This window comes from Candidatus Polarisedimenticolaceae bacterium (assembly GCA_036275915.1).
In the GTDB taxonomy this organism is placed as follows: Bacteria; Acidobacteriota; Polarisedimenticolia; order Polarisedimenticolales; family DASRJG01; genus DASRJG01.
In genome coordinates, this window is record DASUCV010000020.1 from 66,329 (window position 1) to 87,126 (window position 20,798).

Genomic DNA, 20,798 nt, shown 5'->3' on the forward strand with positions numbered 1-20,798 from the left:
AATTGGTCGTCCATTGGCCGGTTGCGACCCGTTCCCGGGCCGGTATCCTCTCCAGTCATGAACACGCACACGCTCCCCGACGACGACACCCTGTACCGGGCCCTGACCTCGAAGGACCCCGAGTTCGACGGGGTCTTCTTCACTGGCGTCCGCACGACCGGGATCTTCTGCCGATCGATCTGCACGGCGAAGAAGCCGCGCCGCGAGAACGTCGTCTTCTTCCCGACGGCGCGCGAGGCGCTCCTCGCCGGCTTCCGCCCGTGCCGCGTCTGCCACCCGATGACGACGCGCGAGCTGTTCCCGGGGGAGATGAAAGCGTTCCTCGCCGAGCTCGAGCGGAACCCCGCGATGCGCCTGACCGATGCGGACCTGAAGGCGCGCGGCGTCGATCCGGTCGCGCTCCGGCGCTGGTTCAAGCGGAACCACGGCCTCACGTTCCAGGGTTACCTGCGCGCGCTCCGCATCGGCGCGGCGTTCGGGCAGATCGCGGAAGGCGAGCGGCCGCTGGATGCGGGGTTCGCCACGGGTTGGGATTCGGCCAGCGCCTTCGCCGACGCGTTCAAGAAGCTCACCGGGAGCTCGCCCGCCGAGGCGCGTGGAAAGACCTTGGTGAAGGTGACACGTCTCGCATCGCCGCTCGGGCCGTTCCTCGCCGGCGCGACCGACCAGGGCGTCTGCCTCCTCGAGTTCGTCGACCGGCGCATGCTGCCAACACAGCTCACCCGGATTCAGCGTCGCTACGGTATGGCGCCGATCCCCGGATCGAGCCCGCACTTCGGTCCGCTCCAGAAGGAGCTGGACGCGTACTTCGCCGGGAGGCTGAAGGAGTTCACCGTCCCGCTCGATTTCGCGGGCACGCCGTTTCAGGAGAAGGTCTGGTCGGCGCTGCGCACGATCCCCTACGGCGCGACGCGCTCGTACGGCGAGCAGGCGCGGCAGATCAAGATGCCCGAGGCGGTCCGGGCGGTCGCGCGCGCGAACGGCGACAACCGGATCTCGATTATCATCCCGTGCCATCGGGTCATCGGAGCCGACGGGAAGCTGACCGGCTACGGCGGCGGGCTGTGGCGGAAGCAGTGGCTCCTCGAGATGGAGCGCCGGAACGCGTGAGCACGCTGATCATCCCGCAGGACCTCGTCCCCGAGCTGCTGCCGATGGGCGACTGCGTCGACGCGATGGCCGAGGCGCTCGGCGCCCTCGCGCGCGGCGACGCGGTCTTGCCGTTGCGCACCATGGTCTGGATGCCGGACAAGAGCGGCCTGCTCGGCACGATGCCCGGATACCTGGGCGCACCGAAGTCGCTCGGCATCAAGGTCATCGCGTACCTTCCCGGCAACCACGGAACCGACCGCGACTCGCACCAGGGTGCGGTGCTCCTGTTCGACACCGAGAACGGCGACCTCCTCGCCGTCATCGACGCCAGCTCGATCACCGCGATCCGGACCGCCGCGGCGTCGGGGTTGGCGACGCGCCTCCTGGCGCGGGAAGACGCCGGTGACCTCGCGATCCTGGGCTCGGGTGTCCAGGCGAGCGCCCACTTGGACGCGATGAAGACCGTCCGCAAGCTCCGCCGCGTGCGGGTCTTCAGCCGATCGATCGAGCAGGCGCGGAACTTCGCCCGCCATCACGAGAAGGAGCTGGGACTCGCCATCGAGGCCGCCGGGTCGGCCGAGGAGGCGGCGCGCGGCGCGGACCTCATCTGCACCGCAACCGCGTCGCCCGAGCCCGTCCTCCTCGGCGACTGGATCGCCGAAGGCGCCCACATCAACGCGGTCGGCGCGTGCTTTCCGAAGGCGCGCGAGCTCGACACGCGAGCGGTCGTGAAGGCGCGCCTGTTCGTCGACCGCCGCGAATCGGCGCTGGCCGAGGCCGGCGACTTTCTGATCCCGAAGGCCGAGGGCGCGATCGGCGACGACCACATCCTGGGCGAGATCGGAGAGATCGCGATCGGGCGCCTCCCCGGCCGCCGGTCGCCCCGGGAGATCACCCTCTTCAAGTCGCTGGGGATCGCCGTCGAGGACCTCGCCGCCGCTCACCGGATTCACGACCGCGCGAGAAAGCTGGGAAAGGGCCTCGAGGTCGAGTTCGGCGGCCGGCGCGTGGCCTACGAATGAGGCGAACGGGGTAGGATCGGGCCCCCATGACCCGCTCCGCTCTGTGGGCTGCCGTCTTCGGCGCGCTCGTCGGATCGTTCGCCGCCGCGGTGGGCTACACCGCCCATTACGCTCGGGCGACGTCTTATCTCTCGGAAGATCCGAAGGCCTGCATCAACTGCCACGTCATGAACGAGCAGTACGACGGCTGGTCGCGCTCGCCGCACCATGCGCGCGCCACGTGCAACGATTGTCACGTCCCGCACAGCTCGATCTTCGCCAAGTACTACGTGAAGGCCGAGCACGGCTACCGCCACTCGAAGCTCTTCACGTTGAACTCGTTCCACGAGCCGATCCGCGCGAACGCCGCGAGCCATGCGGTCGTGATCGCGAACTGCATCCGTTGCCACGAGGCGATGACGCGCGAGATCCGGCTCGCCGCCCCGGGCAGCTCGGCGCACACCGTCTCGGGCGGCATCGACTGCATCCGCTGCCATGCCGCCGTCGCCCACGGCCCCACTCGATGAGAGGCTCGCCATGACGAAGCTCCCCTCCCGCTCGCTCATCTTCCTCGTCGCCGCCGTCGCGTTCGGCATCGGGACGGTCGCCGCGATGGCGCTTTACGCCAACATCGCGAAGCGCAAGATGGAGGCGGAGAGCACCGTCCTCAAGATCGCCGACATCACGGAGACGACGATCGACCCGGCGGAGTGGGGGAAGAACTTTCCCCGCGAGTACGACGGCTACATCCGCACGGCGGACAACGCTCCCGCGAGGTTCAAGTGGAGCGAGGGCCGGCCGCCGGAGGACGACGCGAATGCAGGGAAGGCCCCGTCCAAGCTCGTCGGCGATCCTCTCTTGACGACGATCTTCGACGGCTATGCCTTCGCGATCGATTACCGCGAGCGCCGCGGCCACTTCTACATGCTCCTCGATCAGCGCGACACGGAGCGCGTGAAGCAGAAGCCTCAGCCCGGCGCGTGCCTGAACTGCCACGCGTCGAACGTCGTCGCCTACCGCGAGGTGGGATTGAAGAACGGCGCGGCTGGATCGCTCGCCGACCCGCTCTTCTCCGAGAACGGCCGCAAGCAGCTCTTCACGGGATGGGAGCAGGTCAACCATCTTCCCTACGCCGATGCGACCGCGCTCGTGAAGCATCCGATGACCTGCCTCGACTGCCACGACCCGAAGACGATGGCTCTCAGGGTCACGCGGCCCGCCTTCCTCGAGGGGATCGCGAACCTCGCGGCGTCGTCCGAGCCGGTGCCTCACCTTCCGAGCATCGAGGAGTGGCGCCGCGGCGACAAGAAGACCCCGTACGATCCGAACACGCTCGCGAGCCGCCAGGAAATGCGCTCGATGGCCTGCGGCCAGTGCCACGTCGAGTACTACTTCAAGGGCCCGGAGAAGCGCCTCACCTTCCCGTGGCACAAGGGTCTCAAGGCCGAGGAGATGGAGGCGTACTACGACGAGACCGGGTGGACCGACTGGACGCACAAGCGATCGGGCGCCCAGGTGCTCAAGGCGCAGCACCCCGAGTTCGAGACGTGGAGTCAGGGGATCCACGCGCGGAGCGGTGTCGCCTGCGCCGATTGCCACATGCCGTACAAGCGCGAGGGCGCGCTCAAGTACAGCGACCATCAGGTGCAGTCGCCGCTCGCGCACGTCAACCTCTCGTGCCAGACCTGCCACAACTACACCGAGACCGAGATCCTCTCGCGGGTCGACGCGATCCAGTCCCGGCACAAGGCGATGCTCGACCGGGCGGAGCAGGCGGTCGTCGATCTCATCAACGCGATCGAGGCGGCGAAGGCGGCGGGCGCGACCGACGCTCAGCTCGCCGCGGCGAGAGCGCTCCAGCGGAAGGCGCAGTGGCGTGCCGATCTCATGAACGCCGAGAACTCCCTCGGGTTCCACGCGCCCGCGGAGTGCCTGCGCCTTCTCGGCGAGTCGATCGACTACGCCCGGCAGGGAACGACCGAGGTGGCGAAGCTACAAATGGCGGCACGTCGATGAGTTGCGGCGTACGATCTATGCGGCGGAGGGATTGACCATGCATAAATCGTTGATCGCCGTGGGCACGCTCGTGCTCTCGATCGGTGCCGTTCTCGCGGCGCCGGCGTTCACCGTCACCGAAGATTTCGAAGGGACGGTCGACGACGCCTCGTGGCGGTCGAGCCCACAGGACCAGATCGTCGCGACCGGCGGAAATCCAGGCGCCTACCTTGATGCCGTGCGTGACTCCGCCGAGCCGGTCATCCTGACGATCCCGGCGCACGCCGCACATTTTCTCGGCAACTACCGGGGCAAGGTCGTGAGCAACCTCGGGATCGACGTCGCGATCTTCGACGTCGGCATCTCCGCCGACGGGCGGCCGGTGTCGCTCCATCTGCTGAGCGACATGAACACGCCCGACGACCCGACCGACGATTGCGAGATCGCCGTCGTCAGTACGAAGACCCTCCCCCGCTCCAGCCGTCAGTGGCGATCGTTCGACTTCAACGTGCCGTCGCTCAGCAACGTCCTCCCGAAGGGCTGGCAGGTCGTGAGCTGCCCCGGCCTCACCGATGACGCCGCCTGGAACGCGGTCATCACGCACGTGAGCCAGGCGAGCTTCGCCTTCGGCGAGCCCGGCTTCTTCTACTTCGACCAGACCTGGAACATCGGCTACGACAACGCGCGTATCAGCTTCGGCAAGGGCGCGATCCAGCCGCCGTTCTGATGATGCGCACTCTCTCGCTTCTCGTCGCGCTGTCGGTGACGTGCGCGTGCACCGCGATCGGTCCGAAGCCGGGCGTGTACGAGGTGAAGACCGTCCCGATGCAGCTTCCGCACGGTGAGCTCCCGATCACGGTCGTCAAGCCTGTCGCCCCGTCACCGGGCAACGTCATGATCCTCTTCGCCACCGGCGACGCCGGTTGGCTCGGTGCCTCGAAGGGGATCTTCGAGCACATCATCGACCGCGGGTACGCCGCCGCCGCGTTCAGCTCGCAGCGCGTCGTTTCCAATCTGCGCAAGGCGAAGGAGCTGATCGGGTTCGAGCAGGTCGCGAGCGACGTCGATCTCATCCTCGTCGAATCGAAGAAGGCTCTGGGACTGCCCGCGGACGCCCCGGTCATCGTCGCCGGCTTCTCGCGCGGCGCGAACGTCGTCGTCTTCGCCGCGGGGGAGCCCTCGCTGCGGCGCCACATCGTCGGCGGCGTCGCGCTCGCGCTCACCGCCGAGACCGACTACGTGAAGCCGCCCGCCGGCGCGCACCTTCCCCCCTCGATCGAGCTCGACGACAAGGGCCGCATGCGGACCTATCCCGCGCTCGCCCGCCTCGGGGACACCCCGATCGCGGTCATCCAATCGGCGGGCGACAGCTACGTGCCGGCCGACGAATCGCGGAAGCTCTTCGGCCCCAACACCGACACGCGCCGCCTCTACGAGGTGAAGGCGACGAGCCACGGGTTCAGCGGCGGCCGCGACGAGATGCTGAAGGACCTGGACGAGGCGCTCGACTGGATCGTTGCGAAAAAGCCGTAAGTTCGCTCAGCGCAAGCCCTCGACCACATAGACATCGCTCAGCAACTTGTTGGTGCCGAGCGCCCAGTGTTTCCCATCGGGCGTGACGACCGCGGTCGCGAATCGCATCCCCGCAGGATCGGTCGGCGACAGGGTCATGAGCGGCGTCCGCCGCCCGGTCGCGAGCTCGAGCCGTGCGATCTGGATCGGCAGCGCGAGTCCGGAGACGAAGAGGGAAGCGCCGTCCGCCGCCCAGGCGACCGGGTACTCGCCGGGAAGCAGCCCGGGAATCGGAAGAGCCGCGCTTCCGTCCAGCGGTAGGCGCACCGGCGTGCCATCGGCGGCCTGGAAGATGGCCATACGCCCGTCGGGCGAGACTGGAGCTCCGGAGAAGAACGTCCAGGAAATTCCGGGCGCGCCGAAGGCACGACACGCGCCGCTCTCGAGATCGCATACGAATGCGTGGGACGGCTCGCCGGGCTTGCGGCCGGTGACGACAAAATGCTTGCCGTCGGGGAGCCACGTCGCGATCGATTCGTAGCTCACGTCGTCGGGATTGGGAATCGTCCGCGGCCCGCCGATCCCGAGAGGAACGACCGTGAGCGTTTTGTAGTTCTCGACCGAGAGCAGGGCCGCCGAGCCGTCATGGGAGATGGTGTTTGCCTCGCCGATCGCAAGGCGGGACGCGCCCGGACGATCCGAGCGCAAGGCGTACGTCACGTAGATCTTGGCGACCTGGTCGGTCACGAGAGCCGTCCGGCCGTCCGAGGAGATCGCCCGGACGATCGAGGTTTCACCCGGCACGATGAGGGGACGTGGCTCGCGGTCGCCTTCCAGGAGCGCGAGCCCCTCGCGCTGGGCATGTTGCACGGCGAGGAGGAGCCGCCCGTCCGCGGCGATGTCGAGCAGCTCGTCGAATCCCGGCGCGATGTAGACGGCGCGCCGGTGGCCACCGAGGTCAACGGCCCAGATTCCGCTCCGCAGCTCCGCATCGATGCCGCTGAACCAGACTTCGCGGCCGCCCGGCGCCCACGCCACACCCTGAATGGCGCCGAAGTCCTTCAAGAGCGACGTCTTCTTCCCCGCGCGATCGACGACCGCGAGACCTCCTTGGTTGTCCCCCCAGTTGATGTGGTCCACGTAGGCGACCATGGCCCCGTCCGCGGAGATGCGGACCGAGTCGAAATAGCCGTTGGTCTTGTCGAGCACTTTGCCGACGGGGTACTCGAGCTGGTCGGTCCCGCCGGGGACCGCGTGCACGATCGCGAGATCGGACCCATCCGGCGACCAGTCCGCCGAGCGGACGCTCTCGACGACCTCGCGCGGGCTTCCGCCGAGCAGGGACGCCCGCGCGAGCGTTCCCGTTCCCATCCAACCGCGATAGTTCAGGCCGAGCGCAATCGCCAGCTCGCCGGACTTCGACACCGAGAGGAGCTCCCCCGGCGGCAGCGCGATCGGCGCCGTCTCCGGCGAATCGGTGCGCGCCATGTAGAGCTTGACCGGTGGTCCGCCCCATCCCGCGCCGAAAACGATGGTGCGGCCGTCGGCGGTGAAGCGGCCGGTGCGCACCATGCCGCGCGAATTGGTGAGTCGATGGAATCTGACCGGCGCGCTCTCGGCGACCGCGGAGCCGCGGTGCGCGATCCACCAGCCGCCGCCGAGACCGGCGACCGCGACGACGAGCGCCGCGATCGGTAAGACGTAGCTGCGCGTCGGCGCCGGAGCAGGAGATTCTTCCGTTTTTTCGTCGAGGAGGAGCGCGGCGTCCCCCGCATCGCGCAGGCGCTTGCGCACGTCCTTCTCGAGACAGCGGCGGAGGAGGCGTCTCACCGACTGAGGGGTCGAGGCCGGAAGCTTCGTCCAATCCGGCTCGCCGGTCACGACCGCGGCGAGGACGTCGGTGATCGTCGGCCCGTCGAACGCCTTCGTCCCCGAGAGCATCTCGTAGAGAAGACAGCCGAACGCCCACAGGTCGCTCCGCCGGTCGACGCTCTGGCCGCGCGCCTGCTCGGGGCTCATGTACGACGCCGTGCCGAGGATGATCCCCGCCTGCGTTCCCGCCGACGTCACGGTCGCGGAATGCACGGAGGCGGGCGCCGCCGTCTCGAGCGCCTTCGCGAGGCCGAAGTCGAGGACCTTGATCTGTCCTTCGGGCGTGCGTCTCACGTTGGCGGGTTTGAGATCCCGATGGACGACGCCGTGGTCGTGCGCCGCCTCGAGCGCGCTCGCGACCTGCTTCGCCGCGTCCACGGCCTCGCCCTGCGGAAGCGGGCCGTGCAGGTCCTCTCCGCGGACGAGCTCCATCGCCAGGAAGCGGAGGCCGTCGACCGCATGGAACCCATGGATGGTCGCGATGTTCGGGTGATTGAGCGACGCGAGGAGCTTCGCCTCGCGCTCGAAGCGCGCGAGACGCTCCGGATCTTGCGCGAAGGCCGCCGGCAGGACCTTGATCGCGACCTCCCGGTCGAGGGTCGTGTCGGTCGCGCGCCAGACCTCGCCCATTCCCCCTTCGCCGATCTTCTCTTCGAGACGGAAATGGAGGAGGGATCGGCCGGGGCTCAGCGACATGGCGGCCGCGAGTATACTTTTCGTCTTTCACGGGCGAGGGCATGACGTTCCACTTCAACTACGGCGACGCGCCGAAAGGCGTGAAGCTCCGGCGCCAGGACATGGTGCGGATCGGCCGTTATCTACTGCCGGCGTGGCGGACGTCTCTCCTCATCCTGGTCTGCATCGCGGTGACGTCGGTCCTGGGCCTCGTGCCGCCCCTCCTCATCCGCGAGATCATCGACCATGCGATCCCGGAGAAGAACGGGCGGCTCCTGAACCAGCTCGTCGCCCTCATGATCGGGCTGCCCCTCCTTTCGGGGTTCATCGGCGTCGGGCAGAACTATCTCGTGACGAAGATGGGCCAGGCGGTGATGTTCGATCTGCGGAACGAGATGTACGCCCGCCTCCTCCGCCAATCGCTCCGGTTTTTCACCAACACGAAGTCGGGCGAGATCCTCTCGCGGATCCAGAACGACGTCGGTGGAGTCCAAGGGGTCGTCACCGGCACGCTCGTCTCTCTCGTCACGAACTCCCTGATGGCGCTCACGACCCTCGTCGTGATCTTCCGCATCGACTGGAAGCTGTCGCTCATCGCGACCGCGGTGCTGCCGCTCTTCATCCTCCCGACTCGGACGGTCGGTAAGATCAGGAAGCGCCTCTCGACCGAGACCTCCGAGAGACTCGCCGAGATGACCGCGTACATTCAGGAAGCGCTCTCGGTGAGCGGCTATCTCCTCGTGCGCCTCTTCGGCGCGAAGGAGTACGAGAGGACGCGGTTTCGCGACAAAGCCGCGGCGGTCCGCGACCTCGAGATCCGTCAGAGCATGGCCGGCCGCTGGTTCCTGATGTGGATCCTCATGTTCGCGAGCATCGGCCCCGCCTTGATCTATTTGGTCGGCGGGCACGAGGCGATCACGGGAGACCTGACGATCGGGACGATCGTCGCGTTCGTGGCCTATCTCGGCCGTCTCTACATGCCGGTCTCTGCGCTCGTCAACGTCCACGTCGACGTCATGACGGCGGTCGCGAAGTTCCAGCGGGTGTTCGAGTACCTCGACCTGCCGATCGAGATCGACGAGCCGGCGCAGCCGGTTGCGATCGCCGAGCCTCGCGGCGCCCTCCGCTTCGAGGACGTCTCGATGGGGTATGCCCCCGGCGCGCCCCTGGTCGTCGAGAACATCTCGTTCGAGGCCGCACCCGGAAAGATGGTCGCGCTCGTCGGGCCGAGCGGGTCGGGTAAGACCTCCATCACGTACCTCGCGACCCGCCTTTACGACCCGGCGCACGGCCGGATCACCTTCGACGGGATCGACCTGCGCGAGCTGTCGCTCGACGACCTGGCCCGCTGGACCGCGAAAGTGACCCAGGAGACGACCCTCTTCAACGCGTCGATCGCCGAAAACCTCCGCTACGCCCGTCCCGGCGCGACGCAGGACGATCTCGAGCGCGCGTCCCGGCTCGCACAGATCCACGAGGTGATCGCCGCGTTACCGGAAGGTTACGAGACCAAGGTCGGCGAGCGGGGGTACAAGCTGTCGGGGGGCGAGAAGCAGCGCCTCGCGATCGCCCGGGTCCTCCTCCGTGACCCGCGCCTCCTCATCCTCGACGAGGCGACCTCGTCCCTCGACTCCCGCTCCGAGGCTCTCATCCAGGAAGCGCTCGAGCCGCTCCTCGCCGGGCGCACGAGCCTCGTCATCGCGCACCGGCTGAGCACGATCCTCCGTGCCGACGAGATCCTCGTCCTCGAGAAGGGACGCATCGTCGAGCGCGGGACGCACAGCGAGCTGCTCGCGAAGAGCGGTCTCTACGCGCGCCTCTACGAAGAGCAGTTCCGCGGAGCGATCGCGTAGAAATTCACCGGGCTCCGGTGCGCCTCGCCGCCACTTTTCGGAAACTGCGTAGGGCCGACACGGAGGCGTGTGCGTTTTGCCTAGGTGAACGCTAGGGAAACCGCGTAGATCTCGCGCACGTCATTCCTACTGCGCTGTCAATCCTCTCAGGTGATCCCGCCGAACGATGTCGGGAAAACCATGTCGCGTTTGCCCGATCGAGCAACTCCGATCGCGATGCGAACGAAGCGAAGCTCGAATCGCGCGGCAAATTCGATGACTGCAAGTACACCGCAAGCTTGAGCGTTTCTGGCATCTCTATGGCTTAGGGAAATCCCCTTCTCACGTTAACGAACTCTCACCGCGGGATTGGGGAAACTGCAGATGAAACTCGATGTTGGCGGGGCCCTACGGGGCTCGCTGGCGCTACTCTTCGCGCTGGCGGGCATTTCTGGAGCGACGGCCGGTGAGTGCATCCCGGATCTGACGCATTACACGGCGACACCGACGATCAGCTGGGCCGGCGCGGACGCGAGCACGGCCGGGTACAAGGTCTATTGGAAGCGCGCGGAGGATGTCGCATGGCGCGGCGTGATCGACCTTCCCGTGTGGCCCGGCGATGATGTCTCGAGTCCGGTCCATCCGGGCATCACCGAGTCTTTCCCGCTCCAACGGCTGATTCCCGACGTCGACCAGGGACTCCTCGTCGACGTTCAGGTGACGGCGTACAACGCTGCCCGTGTCGAGGGCAAGCCGTCGACGATTCTCCGTCTCTGCATGCCGCAGGTCTGGAGGAGCGGGCCGTACCGTTAAGAGCTCGTAAACGGTTTCACGTCATTCCTGCCCCGCGTATCCGTTGTTCACGGCGCATCGATTCATCCATCGCGATTCGACCGTGTGCGCGCGCGTCGATCGTGAACGTTCGACGCACGCGTCCCGAGGATTAGCGCGGCGCCACGCGATTGCACATTCACCGCAGCGCGACGCGCCTCTGGCACCTCAACAGCTAAGGCGAACCCCCGTCCTTCGTTAACGACTCTTTCAAGGAACCGGGGGAAAACCATGAGGCAGAAGAATCGCGGCGTCCGTCGATGCTCGCTGGCGCTTGTCGTCGCGCTGGCGAGCATCTCCCTCGCAAGAGCGGGAGCTTGCACTCCGGACCTGACTCATTACACGCCGACTCCGACCCTGACATGGTCGGAGAGCGACCTGGCCGACACCGCCGGATTCCGCGTCTACTGGAAGCGCGCCGAGGACACGCTCTGGCGCGGGTCGATCGACATCCCGGCGTGGCAGGGCGATTCCATGTCCGGCGCGGTATGGCCCGGGATGACCGAGCCGTGGCCTCTCCAACGTTTGGTTCCGGACACGGAGCAAGGCCTGCTCGTCGACATCCAGGTCGCCGCCTACAACACGTCGAAGGTGCTCGGGACACCGTCGACGATCCTGCGGCTCTGCATGCCGCAGATCTGGGCCGGCGGCCACTACCAGTAACGATCCCTCAGCCGAACAACTGCCGCAGCTGCGCCGTTCGATGGTCGAAGATCGCCCGGACGTCGCGCCGGACGACGAGCCGATCGATCAGCCAGCCGCCCGGAACGGCGTAGCGCACGAAGTCGCCGACGTCGGTGCCGCCGTCCCGCGGCGCGAACGAGTGCTCGTGGATCCACGCCCGGTAGGGACCGCGCCGCTGCTCATCCGCGAACCGCCGGGGCGGATCCCACACCGTGATCTCCGATTCCCAGTGCACGGGGACGCCGCGGAGCCTGAGCGCGTACTCGAGCCGCGCGCCCTGCCGCATCACGATCGGCCGCGGCGTGACGATGCGAAACCGGAGCCACGGGGGCGTCAGCTCCTCGAGGTTGCCGGCGTCCGCGAAGAACGCGAACACGCGCTCGATCGGTTGGCCCAGCCAGATCTCCGAGCGAAGGGTCGTCAAGCCGTCGGCCCGGCCCCACGTGATCATGGGAACAGGTTACTCGGGACAGTCGTCGATCGCCTTGACGCGGTAGTAGAGCCTCTCTCCGGGCGCCGACGGTGGGACCGCCCTGTCGATCGCGTGGAGGGTTCCGTCCACGACGGCGATCTTCCGGAAGTCGGCGTCGGCGGGCGCTACGTCGAGCGGCCCGGCGCGCTCGACGACGTAGCTCGGCGCGGCGATCGGATGCCCCTCGACGTCGGTCGTCGAAGGCGACCACGACACGAGGTTGGCCGCGCCGATCGCGGTGACGTGGACCTGCGCGGGCGCCTTCGGCTTGGGTCCGGCCGCGGCGACGACCTCGACCTTCTCCGAAGGAGCGCTCTCGACGCCGCACGTGTTCATGGCGGTGACCACGTAAGAAAAACGGCTACACGCGCGGACCGGATCGATCGTGGCGACGTGGGACGCGTCCAGGTCCGCGATGCGGTGGGCGTCGTCGATCGGAACGTTGAAGCCGGTGGAGCGGTAGACCCGGTAGCCGGCGAGATCGCGGATCGCGGGTGACGCTGGATCGCCGGGAAGCGGCGCGTCATTGATCGCGACCGCCGGCCACGCGAGCGCATTGACGACGCCGGGGCTGCCCTCGCTGACGTTCAGCTCCATGGGGGCCTGAGGGGTTGTCCTGTTCGCGGTCGTCACCGCGATCTCCTCGGTCGGCGCGCTCTCATTCCCTTCGGCGTCGACCGCGACGACGGAGAGGTAGTACGTCGCCGCGTCGGCGAGGCCGTCGATGTAGGTCGCCGTGCCGCCGACCGGCCAGACGTAGACCGGCGCCGCCGGGGACGTGCCCGCGCGCAGGCGGTAGATCGTGACGTCCGGGCTCGGGCTCGCAGGCCACGAGACGACGAGACCGCGACAGTGGCCGGAAACCGCGACGGGCGTACCGGCGGGCTCGGGCAACGTGAAGTCTCGATGGCAGCTCTCCGAATTGGGGCGAATGCCGCCGCTGCTGTCGGTGCCGAGACCGCTCTCTACGAGGGAGTTGCCGGAGACGAGGAAGAAGGCGCAGCGTCCGGGCGCGGGGATGTCGCCGGAGCCGAAACGCCGCTCGCCGATGTCACAGCTCCCGGGCTGCTGCGTGTAGACGCCCGTCGCGCGCAGCTCTTTCATGTCTCCGGCGTAGACATCCCACGAGGAGTGCGTGGCGCCGTCGGTCCAGACCAAGGTCTTCGTCGCGTCGAACGCGACGTCGATCCCGCGGCCGTCGTCGGCAACGGCGATCGAGGTCCCCAGCATCAAGAAGAAGACGTACCGTCTCACCCAAGGAATATGGGTTCCACCGCGGAGTGGGCAACCCGCCCTTGTCGAGTCCGGTGATCGGAACTACGCTTGGACTCCGGGTGCTCCTTCGACGAGGTTCTCATGCCGCTGTACATGGATATCCACGTGATACCGGGCGCCAAGCCGGAAGACGTCGCGAAGGCCCACATGGCCGATATGGACGCGCAGAAGGAGCACGGCGTCGAGTACGTCAAGTACTGGTTCAACGAGTCGTGCGGAAAAATCTTCTGCCTCTGCGAGGCGCCCAGCGCCGAGGCGGCCGCCGAGGTGCACAAGAAGGCTCATGGACTGGTCGCGGAGAGGATCATCGAGGTTCAGCCGGAGATCGCCGAAGGGTTCATGGGCGGGGTGGAAGCCAACCTCGTGGGCGCGGCGATCGTGCCGGGCGGCGGTCAGAACGACCGCGATTCCGGGATGCGGACGATCCTCTTCACCGACATCGTGAACTCGACCTCGCTGACGCAGAAGCTCGGCGACCGCAAGGCGATGGAGCTGCTGCGCGTCCACGACCGGATCGTGCGCGAGGCGCTCGCGCAGTCGGCGGGGCGCGAGGTGAAGCACACCGGCGACGGGATCATGGCGTCGTTCATCTCTGCCGCCGCGACCGTGCGTTGCGCCGCGAAGATCCAGTCGGAGCTCGACCGCCATCGTGCCGAGCACGACGGCTTCCCGCTGCAAGTGCGCATCGGTGCCGCGGCCGGCGAGCCGGTGGAAGAGAACAAGGATCTCTTCGGCTCGACCGTCCAGCTCGCGGCCCGGCTCTGCGCGCACGCCGATCCCGATCACATCCTCGTCTCGCACGCCGTCGTGGAGCTGTGTCTGGGTAAGGGCGTTCCGTTCCAGGATCTCGGCGAGGTGTCGCTCCGAGGCTTCGAGCAGCCGATCCGCGTTCACACCGTTTCGTGGGCCGACACGACCGTCGCATGAACGTCGACGACCTGCGCGCGATCCAGGCGCCTCTCAAGCAGCGCTACCGCGAGGAGCCGAAGGCGGCGGTGGTCACGCTCTCTGCGGAGGGCGATCTCGGCGACGGCATCGCGTGCAACGTGGCGACCGGCCGCGCGCTCGTCGAGGCGGGCCTGCACCCCGCCACCGGCGGAACCGGAGCGCTCGCCTGCTCCGGCGACATGTTGCTTCAGGCGCTCGTCGCCTGCGCCGGCGTCACGCTCTCGGCGGTCGCGACCTCGCTCGGGATCGAGCTGCGCGGGGCACATCTCCGCGCCGAGGGCGACCTCGATTTCCGCGGCACCCTCGGCGTCGACAAGACGGCGCGGGTCGGGTTCGAGCGGATCCGGCTCTTAATCGACCTCGACACCGACGCGCCGGACGAGCAGCGCCGGAAGCTCCTCGAGCTGACCGAGCGTTACTGCGTCGTGTTCCAGACTCTCTCGCGGAGTCCCGAGCTGCGCGTCAGCGCCACCACGCGCTGAGCGTGTGCGCGGCGAGAAGGCTCGCCGCCGGGATGATCTCGAAGAAGACGCGATACTCGCGCGGGCTCCCGGCCGTGATGTAGACGAGGACGAGCGGCACGAGCGCGATGAGCTGCCACCGGAGGACGAGCGGCTTCTCCTTCCAGCGGTAGGTCAGGAGGAGAAGGACGGTGAGCGCGCCGATCCAGTCGATCAGGTCGTAGGGCTTGGTGAAGACGTACTGGAACTGCCCTGACACGTCCCAGAACACGTTGGCGCCCGGATTGTCGCTGTAGCGGAAGATCAGGCAGAGCTTGATCGCGACGCCGGTCGCCACGAGCGCGGCGCCGTAGCGCAAGACCTTCGCGCGCGGGAGCGTGCGCCAGCCGTACGCGACGAACGGCAGGACGAGGTAGAGCGTCGTCTCGCGGTTGAGCATCCCGAGAACGAACCAGACGAAGAAGCGGTCCCATCGGCCGCGCACCGTCTCGTAGAGACACGCGGCCCACACGAGGAGGGTCGCCTCGTCGTACATGTAGAGCTGGGGCCAGAGCGAGGACACCGAAGCCAAGCCGAGAAAGGGCGCCATGAGCGCCGGCGCGTCGCTGTCCGGAAAAAGGATCCGTGCGGCGCGGAAGACGAAGACCGCGAAGCCGAGAAGGCAGAGGTACATGAGCCCCAGCTCGAGGAGACCCTCGTAGGCCAGCTCGGGCGGCGCGTCGATGTGCATGAGCACGTAGCGCGCCCCCTCGTTCCCCACGCACCACCGCTCGATGCCGCTCTGCAGGCTTTGCGGCGTCACCGCGCGGATCGCCCGGATCGTCCAGGGCATCAGCACGCGATGGGCGAACGGGCTGTAGGCCGTCCCGTCGAGCATCGACGGGAGGTCGGCGGCGGTGTTGTAGTTGAGGTGGGACGCCTCGACGGCGACCGCCATGACGGCGAACGCATGAAGGGCGATGGCAACGCCCAGGACGGCGAGCTTCCATCTCGGCATCGGGCGGCATCATCACACACTCTCGCGCCGGAGAGAGCGCTCCACGGTCCGACAGTCCGAGCGCCCGATAGTCCCGAAATACCTTCGGAAACGCGAGGCACACCCGTTGCAGAACCCGGGACCATCGGGAGGTGGCCCCATGCGTTCGATCTTCGTCTTCGCCCTCGCCGCGACCGCCGTCAGCGCCGCGGCCGCTCGTGAGCTGACCTTCGACGAGCGGGTCACCGCCCAGCGGGCGATCGAGCAGGTCTACTGGAGCCACCGGATCTGGCCGGCCGACAATCCGGGGCCGAAGCCGCCCCTCGCGGCGGTCCTGAGCGAGCAGGCGGTCCGGGCCAAGGTCGCTGCCCAGCTCACCGCATTCGACGCCGCTGCGGCCAAGGGGGCCGTGATCGACGGCGCCCGTCTCCAGAGCGAGATGAACCGGATCGCCGCGTCGTCGCACGCCCCCGACATCCTTCGAGAGCTGTTCGAGGCGCTCGGAAACGACCCGTTCGTGATTGCGGAAACACTCGTCCGTCCCGAGCTGACCGAGCGGATCCTGGACGGCAAAGCGTCCGGCGGCCCGTCGGCGGGACCCGTCCCCGTGGGGATGGTGCTCCCTTCCATCACCGCCTCGGCCACCTGCCCGAACGACGTGTGGCGCGACGTCGAAGGCCTTCCCAACGGCCGGTACCAACACACCGCCGTCTGGACCGGAACCGAGATGCTGATCTGGGGTGGGCACGTCGGCACGACGCCGTACCTCCCCGACGGCGCGAGGTACAACCCCGCTCTCGACACCTGGACGCCGATGTCGCAGGCCGGCCAGCCCACACTTCGCACGCTCCACACCACCGTGTGGACCGGATCGCGCATGGTCGTGTGGGGCGGTTACGCGGGAGGCGCCTACTTCGGCGACGGCGGCGTTTACGATCCGGCGACGGACACGTGGACCGCGACCGCGACGAGCGGCGCCCCGACGGCGCGCATCTACCACACCGCCGTCTGGACCGGCTCGCGCATGCTCGTCTGGGGCGGGGTCCAGACCGGCGCCACCTATCCGACCGCCGGCGGATCGTTCGATCCGGTGACGAACACCTGGACGCCGATGTCCGCGGTGGGCGCGCCCGCGGGCCGGGCGCGCCACAGCATGATCTGGGCGGGAACCCGCATGATCGTGTTCGGCGGAGACAATGGGGTGCTTCTGAGCACTGGCGGGCGTTACGACCCGGCGACCGATGCGTGGACTCCGACGTCGACGACGGGAATCGTCGGACGTCACTACCACACCGCCGTCTGGACAGGCACGGAGATGATCGTCTGGGGCGGCTCGACGACGGTTTCATTCCCGAACACCGGAGCCCGCTACAACCCGGTGTCCGACACATGGACCGCGACGACGACGGTCGGCGCCCCTTCGGGACGCTACGAGCACACCGCCATCTGGACCGGCGCGCGCATGATCGTCTGGGGCGGCTATTACACCGACGGAGTCAACTCCCCCGTCATCTTCAACACGGGGAGCCGCTACGACCCGGTGGCGAACAGCTGGTCAGCGATCACGAGCGTCGGCGCGCCTCTCGCTCGCGACCAGCACACCGCCGTCTACGCGCCCGAACGGGGCGAGATGATCGTGTGGGGCGGCGTCGGCGCCGACTATTTCAGCGACGGGGGCCGTTACGACACGACGACGAATACCTGGTCGCCGATTCCCGGCAAGAGCCCGGAGCCTCGCGGCGAGCACGTCGCGGTGTGGACGGGAGCCGAGATGATCGTCTGGGGCGGCGAGGGCGAGAGCGGCAATCTCAGAGACGGCAGCCGCTACGTTCCCGCGACCGACACGTGGTCGCGCATCGCCGACAACGGCGCGCCCTCCGCGCGCGTACGACACACGGCGGTCTGGACCGGGACCGAGATGATCGTGTGGGGAGGGTTCGGGACGCAGGGTCTCAACACCGGCGGCCGCTACAATCCGACGAGCAACACTTGGCTTCCGACGACCACGACCGGCGCGCCGACGCTGCGCCAGTACCACTCCATGGTCTGGACAGGCTCGCGCGCGATCGTGTGGGGCGGGTCCGGGCAATCGGCGGTGAATACGGGCGGCCGCTATGACCCGGCGACCGATTCGTGGACGCCCACCACGACGACAGGCGCGCCGACCGTGCGGAATCACCACGCGGCCGTGTGGGTCAACGGGCGCATGGTCGTGTTCGGGGGCTTCAACGGCTCGGTCAACCTGAACACCGGCGGCCGCTACGATCCGAACACGGACACGTGGGCCGCGACCACGACGACCGGCGCGCCGTCGATCCGTAACGACGCCTCCGCGGTCTCGACCGGAACGAAGATGATCGTCTGGGGCGGGAGCCCGGCCACCAACACCGGCGGCGTCTACGATCCGGTGGCGAACACCTGGACCGCCACCGCGACGGCGAACGCGCCGAGCGCGCGCTTCCGCGCGACCGCGGTCTGGACCGGCGACGTGATGATCGTGTGGGGAGGTTCGGCGCTGGTCGTGGGAGTCGGCGCGGGCGGCCTCTACGACCCGGCGACGAACACGTGGACGCCGACCGCCCAGACCAGCTCGACTCCCTACGATCGCGATTACACGGCTTCCGTCTGGGCGGGCAACGAGTTCATCGTGTTCGGCGGCATCCGCGGCTCCGGGATGCACTTCGGAAACGGAGCCCAGTACTGCTCGTGCGGTGTCGTCTACCTCGACCACGACGGCGACGGCCACGGCAACCCCGCGATCTCTCAGCAGAACTGCGCCGGCTCGCCGCCGCCGGGGTACGTCTCCGCGGGAGACGACTGCGACGACAACGACCCGAACAACTATCCCGGCAACCTCGAGGTCTGCGACGGCCGCGACAACGACTGCGACGGCCAGCCCGAGGTCCCCGGCCCCGAGGTCTGCGACGGCCGCGACAACGACTGCAACGGCCTCATCGACGAGGGCATCCCGGCGGGCGGCGCGTGCACGACCGGGCAGCCGGGCGTCTGCGGCCCGGGCCACAGCATCTGCATCGCCGGCTCGTTCGTCTGCGTCTCGGACCGCGGTCCCGGCGTCGAGATCTGCAACGGCCTCGACGACAACTGCGACGGCCAGGTCGACGAAGCGATGGACTCGGACGGCGACGGGATCAGCAACTGTCTCGACAATTGCCCCGACGCCTCGAACGCGAATCAGGCGAACGCCGACGGCGACGCCTTCGGCGATGCGTGTGACTGCGCGCCCAACGATCCGGCGAACGGGCGCGCGCCCGCGGTCGACAACTCGATGCGCGTGGCGAAGGCGGGCGCCTCGACGACCTTCACGTGGCAGGACGGCAGTCTCGGCGGCTCCTTCCGGCTCTACCGCGGATTCCGCAATCCGGGGAGCGCGTTCGCGTACGACCAGTACTGCACCGGGCAGGCGTGGCCCTCGTCTTCGGCGAGCGACACGCTGACGCCGCGGCCGGGGACGCTCTTCTACTATCTCGTCAGCCGGACCGGCTGCTCCGAGTCGGCGCTCGGGTATGGCGGCGCGAACGTCGAGATCCCGAATTCCGATCCGTGCCCCTCGGGCGGCACCGACGCCGACGGCGACGGCATCGAGGAGGCGGTCGACGACTGCCCCGGCTTCTACAACCCGTCGCAGGCCGACGCCGACGGCGACCAGCACGGCGACGTCTGCGACAACTGCCCGCTCGCCGCGAACCCCGATCAGCGCGACATCGATCAGGATGGGCTCGGCGACGCGTGCGACCCGGACATCGACGGCGACGGTCTTGCGAACGCCGCGGACAATTGCCCGACGATCGCCAACGCCGATCAGGCCGACGTCGATCTCGACGGCGTGGGCGACGTCTGCGACAACTGCCCGACCGTGTTCAACCCGACGCAGCTCGATACCGACGGCGACGGCGTGGGTGACGCCTGCCAGCCCTGACGATTACTTGCGCGCCGCCGCCAGCGCCCGCACGTGCGCGGCGAGCGGCGCGTAGTCGGCTTCCCGCGATGACACCGTCCCACGTCGGCATCTTGACCCCGGGTTTCGCGATCTCGGGGTGCTTGATATAGGCGATGAGCGCCTCCTCGGTCGGGAAGTCGACGGGGTTCTTGCGGAGGTCGTAGACGCCGACGCCGGTGTCGCCGTGGCACCCGTTGCAGCCGTAACGGTAGTAGGCGGCGCGGCCCGCGTCCGTTCCGGCAACCGTGGCCGCCACCGGCCGCGGCACCGCATTCTTGATCGGCGGCACGGTCTTCAGGTACGCGTAGATCGCGCGCGTCTCGTCGTCGGACAGCTCCGGAAACGGCATCATCGGGTACTGGATCACGCTCGCGTCGGGACGAACCCCGAAGCGCACGAGCCGCACGAACTCATCCTCGGTCCACTTGCCGATCCCGGTCTCGGGATCCGGCGTGATGTTCGCCGTCTTCACGATGCGGCCGTTCATGTCGGGCATCGCGTTCCCGCCGCCGAGGTAGCCGCCCGATTTCTCGGGCACGTGCTCGTCGAGCGTCGCGAAATCGGCCGAGTGGCACGGATAGCAGAGGGCGCGGGCCTGCACGAGGTACCGCCCGTACGCGACCCTGTCGCTCGTGTCGGGCGTCGGGATCGGCGAGGTCGGGTACGGAATCGGCTTGAACACCGTCCGCGCGAGCACCTTCATGAGCAAGCTGGGCTGGCTCAGCGGCCTCTTCACGTGCACCGGCTTCACGAGCGGATCGTCGGAGCGAAGGAACGCGATGACGTCCTTCAGGTCCTCGTCGGCCATGAGCGGCAGCTTGACCATCCACGGCGGCGTGTAGCGCCCGTCACGACGGACGCCGGTGCGGAGGAGATACGCGATCTCGCCGTCGCTCCACGACCCGATCCCCGTCTCCGGGTCGCCGGTGATGTTCGCCGAGTGCGCCGAGCCGAACTGCGCGGGCACCTCGAGCATCGGCTTGCCGGCGAGCGTCCCAGTGTCGTTGTCGAGGTGGCAGGCGACACAAAGCATCTGCATCGTGTGCCGCCCGCGCTCGACGCGCTCCGGGGTCACCTCGACCTTGAGGTCGATCTTCCCCGGCGGGTAAAACGGGATGCCGCCACGAGAGATGACGGCGAGCGCGATTCCCACGATCAAAACGAGAACGGCCACGGCGCCGGCGACGATCTTGAGAATGCGGCGGAGCATCGGA

At 68.2% G+C, this 20,798-nt stretch carries 16 protein-coding genes and 2 pseudogenes; 13 read left to right on the top strand and 5 right to left on the bottom strand.

Annotation, left to right across the window (positions count from 1 at the left end; all coding sequences use genetic code 11):
* Window positions 1-57: 57 nt before the first annotated feature.
* Genes VFV19_16340 through VFV19_16365 form a run of 6 tightly spaced genes read left to right on the top strand, consistent with a single transcriptional unit; the run spans window position 58 to window position 5,621 of the window.
* Window positions 58-1,110, top strand: a complete 1,053-nt coding sequence (locus VFV19_16340) for a methylated-DNA--[protein]-cysteine S-methyltransferase (GenBank protein ID HEX4825872.1) — start codon at window positions 58-60, stop codon at window positions 1,108-1,110.
* Window positions 1,107-2,114 (top strand): ornithine cyclodeaminase family protein, encoded by a 1,008-nt coding sequence (locus tag VFV19_16345; protein HEX4825873.1) that lies wholly within the window; start codon window positions 1,107-1,109, stop codon window positions 2,112-2,114. Before VFV19_16340 ends, VFV19_16345 begins: the two co-directional genes overlap by 4 nt.
* 26 nt (window positions 2,115-2,140) lie before the next feature.
* Entirely contained in the window at window positions 2,141-2,620 is a 480-nt protein-coding gene (nrfH, locus tag VFV19_16350; GenBank protein HEX4825874.1) for a cytochrome c nitrite reductase small subunit, read from the top strand.
* A gap of 10 nt (window positions 2,621-2,630) precedes the next feature.
* On the top strand, window positions 2,631-4,109 hold the full coding sequence (locus VFV19_16355; protein ID HEX4825875.1) for an ammonia-forming cytochrome c nitrite reductase subunit c552: 1,479 nt from the start codon (window positions 2,631-2,633) through the stop codon (window positions 4,107-4,109).
* 37 nt (window positions 4,110-4,146) lie between these two features.
* A complete protein-coding gene (locus VFV19_16360) occupies window positions 4,147-4,815 on the top strand; it encodes a hypothetical protein (GenBank protein ID HEX4825876.1) in 669 nt (222 codons plus the stop codon).
* Window positions 4,815-5,621 (top strand): AcvB/VirJ family lysyl-phosphatidylglycerol hydrolase, encoded by an 807-nt coding sequence (locus tag VFV19_16365; protein HEX4825877.1) that lies wholly within the window; start codon window positions 4,815-4,817, stop codon window positions 5,619-5,621. Before VFV19_16360 ends, VFV19_16365 begins: the two co-directional genes overlap by 1 nt.
* 6 nt (window positions 5,622-5,627) lie before the next feature.
* Here VFV19_16365 and VFV19_16370 read toward each other — a convergent pair whose 3' ends face one another.
* A complete protein-coding gene (locus VFV19_16370) occupies window positions 5,628-8,168 on the bottom strand; it encodes a protein kinase (protein HEX4825878.1) in 2,541 nt (846 codons plus the stop codon).
* Between the two features lie 41 nt (window positions 8,169-8,209).
* On the opposite strand from VFV19_16370, the gene VFV19_16375 reads away from it, so the two are divergent.
* From VFV19_16375 to VFV19_16385, 3 genes are all read left to right on the top strand, one after another.
* Window positions 8,210-10,000, top strand: a complete 1,791-nt coding sequence (locus tag VFV19_16375; protein ID HEX4825879.1) for an ABC transporter ATP-binding protein — start codon at window positions 8,210-8,212, stop codon at window positions 9,998-10,000.
* 363 nt (window positions 10,001-10,363) lie between these two features.
* A complete protein-coding gene (locus VFV19_16380) occupies window positions 10,364-10,792 on the top strand; it encodes a hypothetical protein (GenBank protein HEX4825880.1) in 429 nt (142 codons plus the stop codon).
* Between the two features lie 249 nt (window positions 10,793-11,041).
* Entirely contained in the window at window positions 11,042-11,473 is a 432-nt protein-coding gene (locus VFV19_16385; protein HEX4825881.1) for a hypothetical protein, read from the top strand.
* A gap of 7 nt (window positions 11,474-11,480) precedes the next feature.
* Here the strand turns inward: VFV19_16385 and VFV19_16390 are convergent, their stop codons facing one another.
* Both VFV19_16390 and VFV19_16395 read right to left on the bottom strand, forming a co-directional pair.
* The gene (locus VFV19_16390) at window positions 11,481-11,945 is read right to left on the bottom strand and encodes an SRPBCC family protein (GenBank protein ID HEX4825882.1); all 465 of its coding nucleotides are present in this window, start codon (window positions 11,943-11,945) and stop codon (window positions 11,481-11,483) included.
* Window positions 11,946-11,954: 9 nt separating this feature from the next.
* The gene (locus tag VFV19_16395; protein ID HEX4825883.1) at window positions 11,955-13,220 is read right to left on the bottom strand and encodes a fibronectin type III domain-containing protein; all 1,266 of its coding nucleotides are present in this window, start codon (window positions 13,218-13,220) and stop codon (window positions 11,955-11,957) included.
* Window positions 13,221-13,322: 102 nt separating this feature from the next.
* Between VFV19_16395 and VFV19_16400 the strand changes: the two genes are divergently transcribed.
* Window positions 13,323-14,168, top strand: a complete 846-nt coding sequence (locus VFV19_16400; GenBank protein HEX4825884.1) for a nickel-binding protein — start codon at window positions 13,323-13,325, stop codon at window positions 14,166-14,168.
* Window positions 14,165-14,671, top strand: a complete 507-nt coding sequence (locus VFV19_16405) for an OsmC family protein (protein HEX4825885.1) — start codon at window positions 14,165-14,167, stop codon at window positions 14,669-14,671. The genes VFV19_16400 and VFV19_16405 overlap by 4 nt, the downstream gene beginning before the upstream one ends.
* On the opposite strand, the gene VFV19_16410 is transcribed toward VFV19_16405, so the two are convergent.
* Window positions 14,652-15,647, bottom strand: coding sequence for a hypothetical protein (locus VFV19_16410; GenBank protein HEX4825886.1), 996 nt, complete (start codon window positions 15,645-15,647; stop codon window positions 14,652-14,654). The two genes, VFV19_16405 and VFV19_16410, sit on opposite strands and share 20 nt — an antisense overlap.
* 2,020 nt (window positions 15,648-17,667) lie before the next feature.
* Between VFV19_16410 and VFV19_16415 the strand changes: the two are divergent.
* Both VFV19_16415 and VFV19_16420 read left to right on the top strand, forming a co-directional pair.
* A pseudogene (locus tag VFV19_16415) lies at window positions 17,668-19,332 on the top strand (MopE-related protein).
* 45 nt (window positions 19,333-19,377) lie between these two features.
* Window positions 19,378-19,488 (top strand): annotated as a pseudogene (locus VFV19_16420) (thrombospondin type 3 repeat-containing protein).
* A gap of 16 nt (window positions 19,489-19,504) precedes the next feature.
* Here VFV19_16420 and VFV19_16425 read toward each other — a convergent pair.
* Window positions 19,505-20,794, bottom strand: coding sequence for a c-type cytochrome (locus VFV19_16425; protein HEX4825887.1), 1,290 nt, complete (start codon window positions 20,792-20,794; stop codon window positions 19,505-19,507).
* Window positions 20,795-20,798: the final 4 nt, after the last annotated feature.

What these genes read in the sequence shown, in the direction of transcription:
- VFV19_16370 (HEX4825878.1), bottom strand. Translation starts at nt 8,168, where the DNA reads ATGTCGCTGAGCCCCGGCCGATCCCTCCTCCATTTCCGTCTCGAAGAG.
- VFV19_16365 (HEX4825877.1), top strand. Translation starts at nt 4,815, where the DNA reads ATGATGCGCACTCTCTCGCTTCTCGTCGCGCTGTCGGTGACGTGCGCG.
- VFV19_16400 (HEX4825884.1), top strand. Translation starts at nt 13,323, where the DNA reads ATGCCGCTGTACATGGATATCCACGTGATACCGGGCGCCAAGCCGGAA.
- VFV19_16340 (HEX4825872.1), top strand. Translation starts at nt 58, where the DNA reads ATGAACACGCACACGCTCCCCGACGACGACACCCTGTACCGGGCCCTG.
- VFV19_16385 (HEX4825881.1), top strand. Translation starts at nt 11,042, where the DNA reads ATGAGGCAGAAGAATCGCGGCGTCCGTCGATGCTCGCTGGCGCTTGTC.
- VFV19_16405 (HEX4825885.1), top strand. Translation starts at nt 14,165, where the DNA reads ATGAACGTCGACGACCTGCGCGCGATCCAGGCGCCTCTCAAGCAGCGC.
- VFV19_16380 (HEX4825880.1), top strand. Translation starts at nt 10,364, where the DNA reads ATGAAACTCGATGTTGGCGGGGCCCTACGGGGCTCGCTGGCGCTACTC.
- VFV19_16390 (HEX4825882.1), bottom strand. Translation starts at nt 11,945, where the DNA reads ATGATCACGTGGGGCCGGGCCGACGGCTTGACGACCCTTCGCTCGGAG.
- VFV19_16360 (HEX4825876.1), top strand. Translation starts at nt 4,147, where the DNA reads ATGCATAAATCGTTGATCGCCGTGGGCACGCTCGTGCTCTCGATCGGT.
- VFV19_16410 (HEX4825886.1), bottom strand. Translation starts at nt 15,647, where the DNA reads ATGCCGAGATGGAAGCTCGCCGTCCTGGGCGTTGCCATCGCCCTTCAT.
- nrfH (HEX4825874.1), top strand. Translation starts at nt 2,141, where the DNA reads ATGACCCGCTCCGCTCTGTGGGCTGCCGTCTTCGGCGCGCTCGTCGGA.
- VFV19_16375 (HEX4825879.1), top strand. Translation starts at nt 8,210, where the DNA reads ATGACGTTCCACTTCAACTACGGCGACGCGCCGAAAGGCGTGAAGCTC.
- VFV19_16425 (HEX4825887.1), bottom strand. Translation starts at nt 20,794, where the DNA reads ATGCTCCGCCGCATTCTCAAGATCGTCGCCGGCGCCGTGGCCGTTCTC.
- VFV19_16355 (HEX4825875.1), top strand. Translation starts at nt 2,631, where the DNA reads ATGACGAAGCTCCCCTCCCGCTCGCTCATCTTCCTCGTCGCCGCCGTC.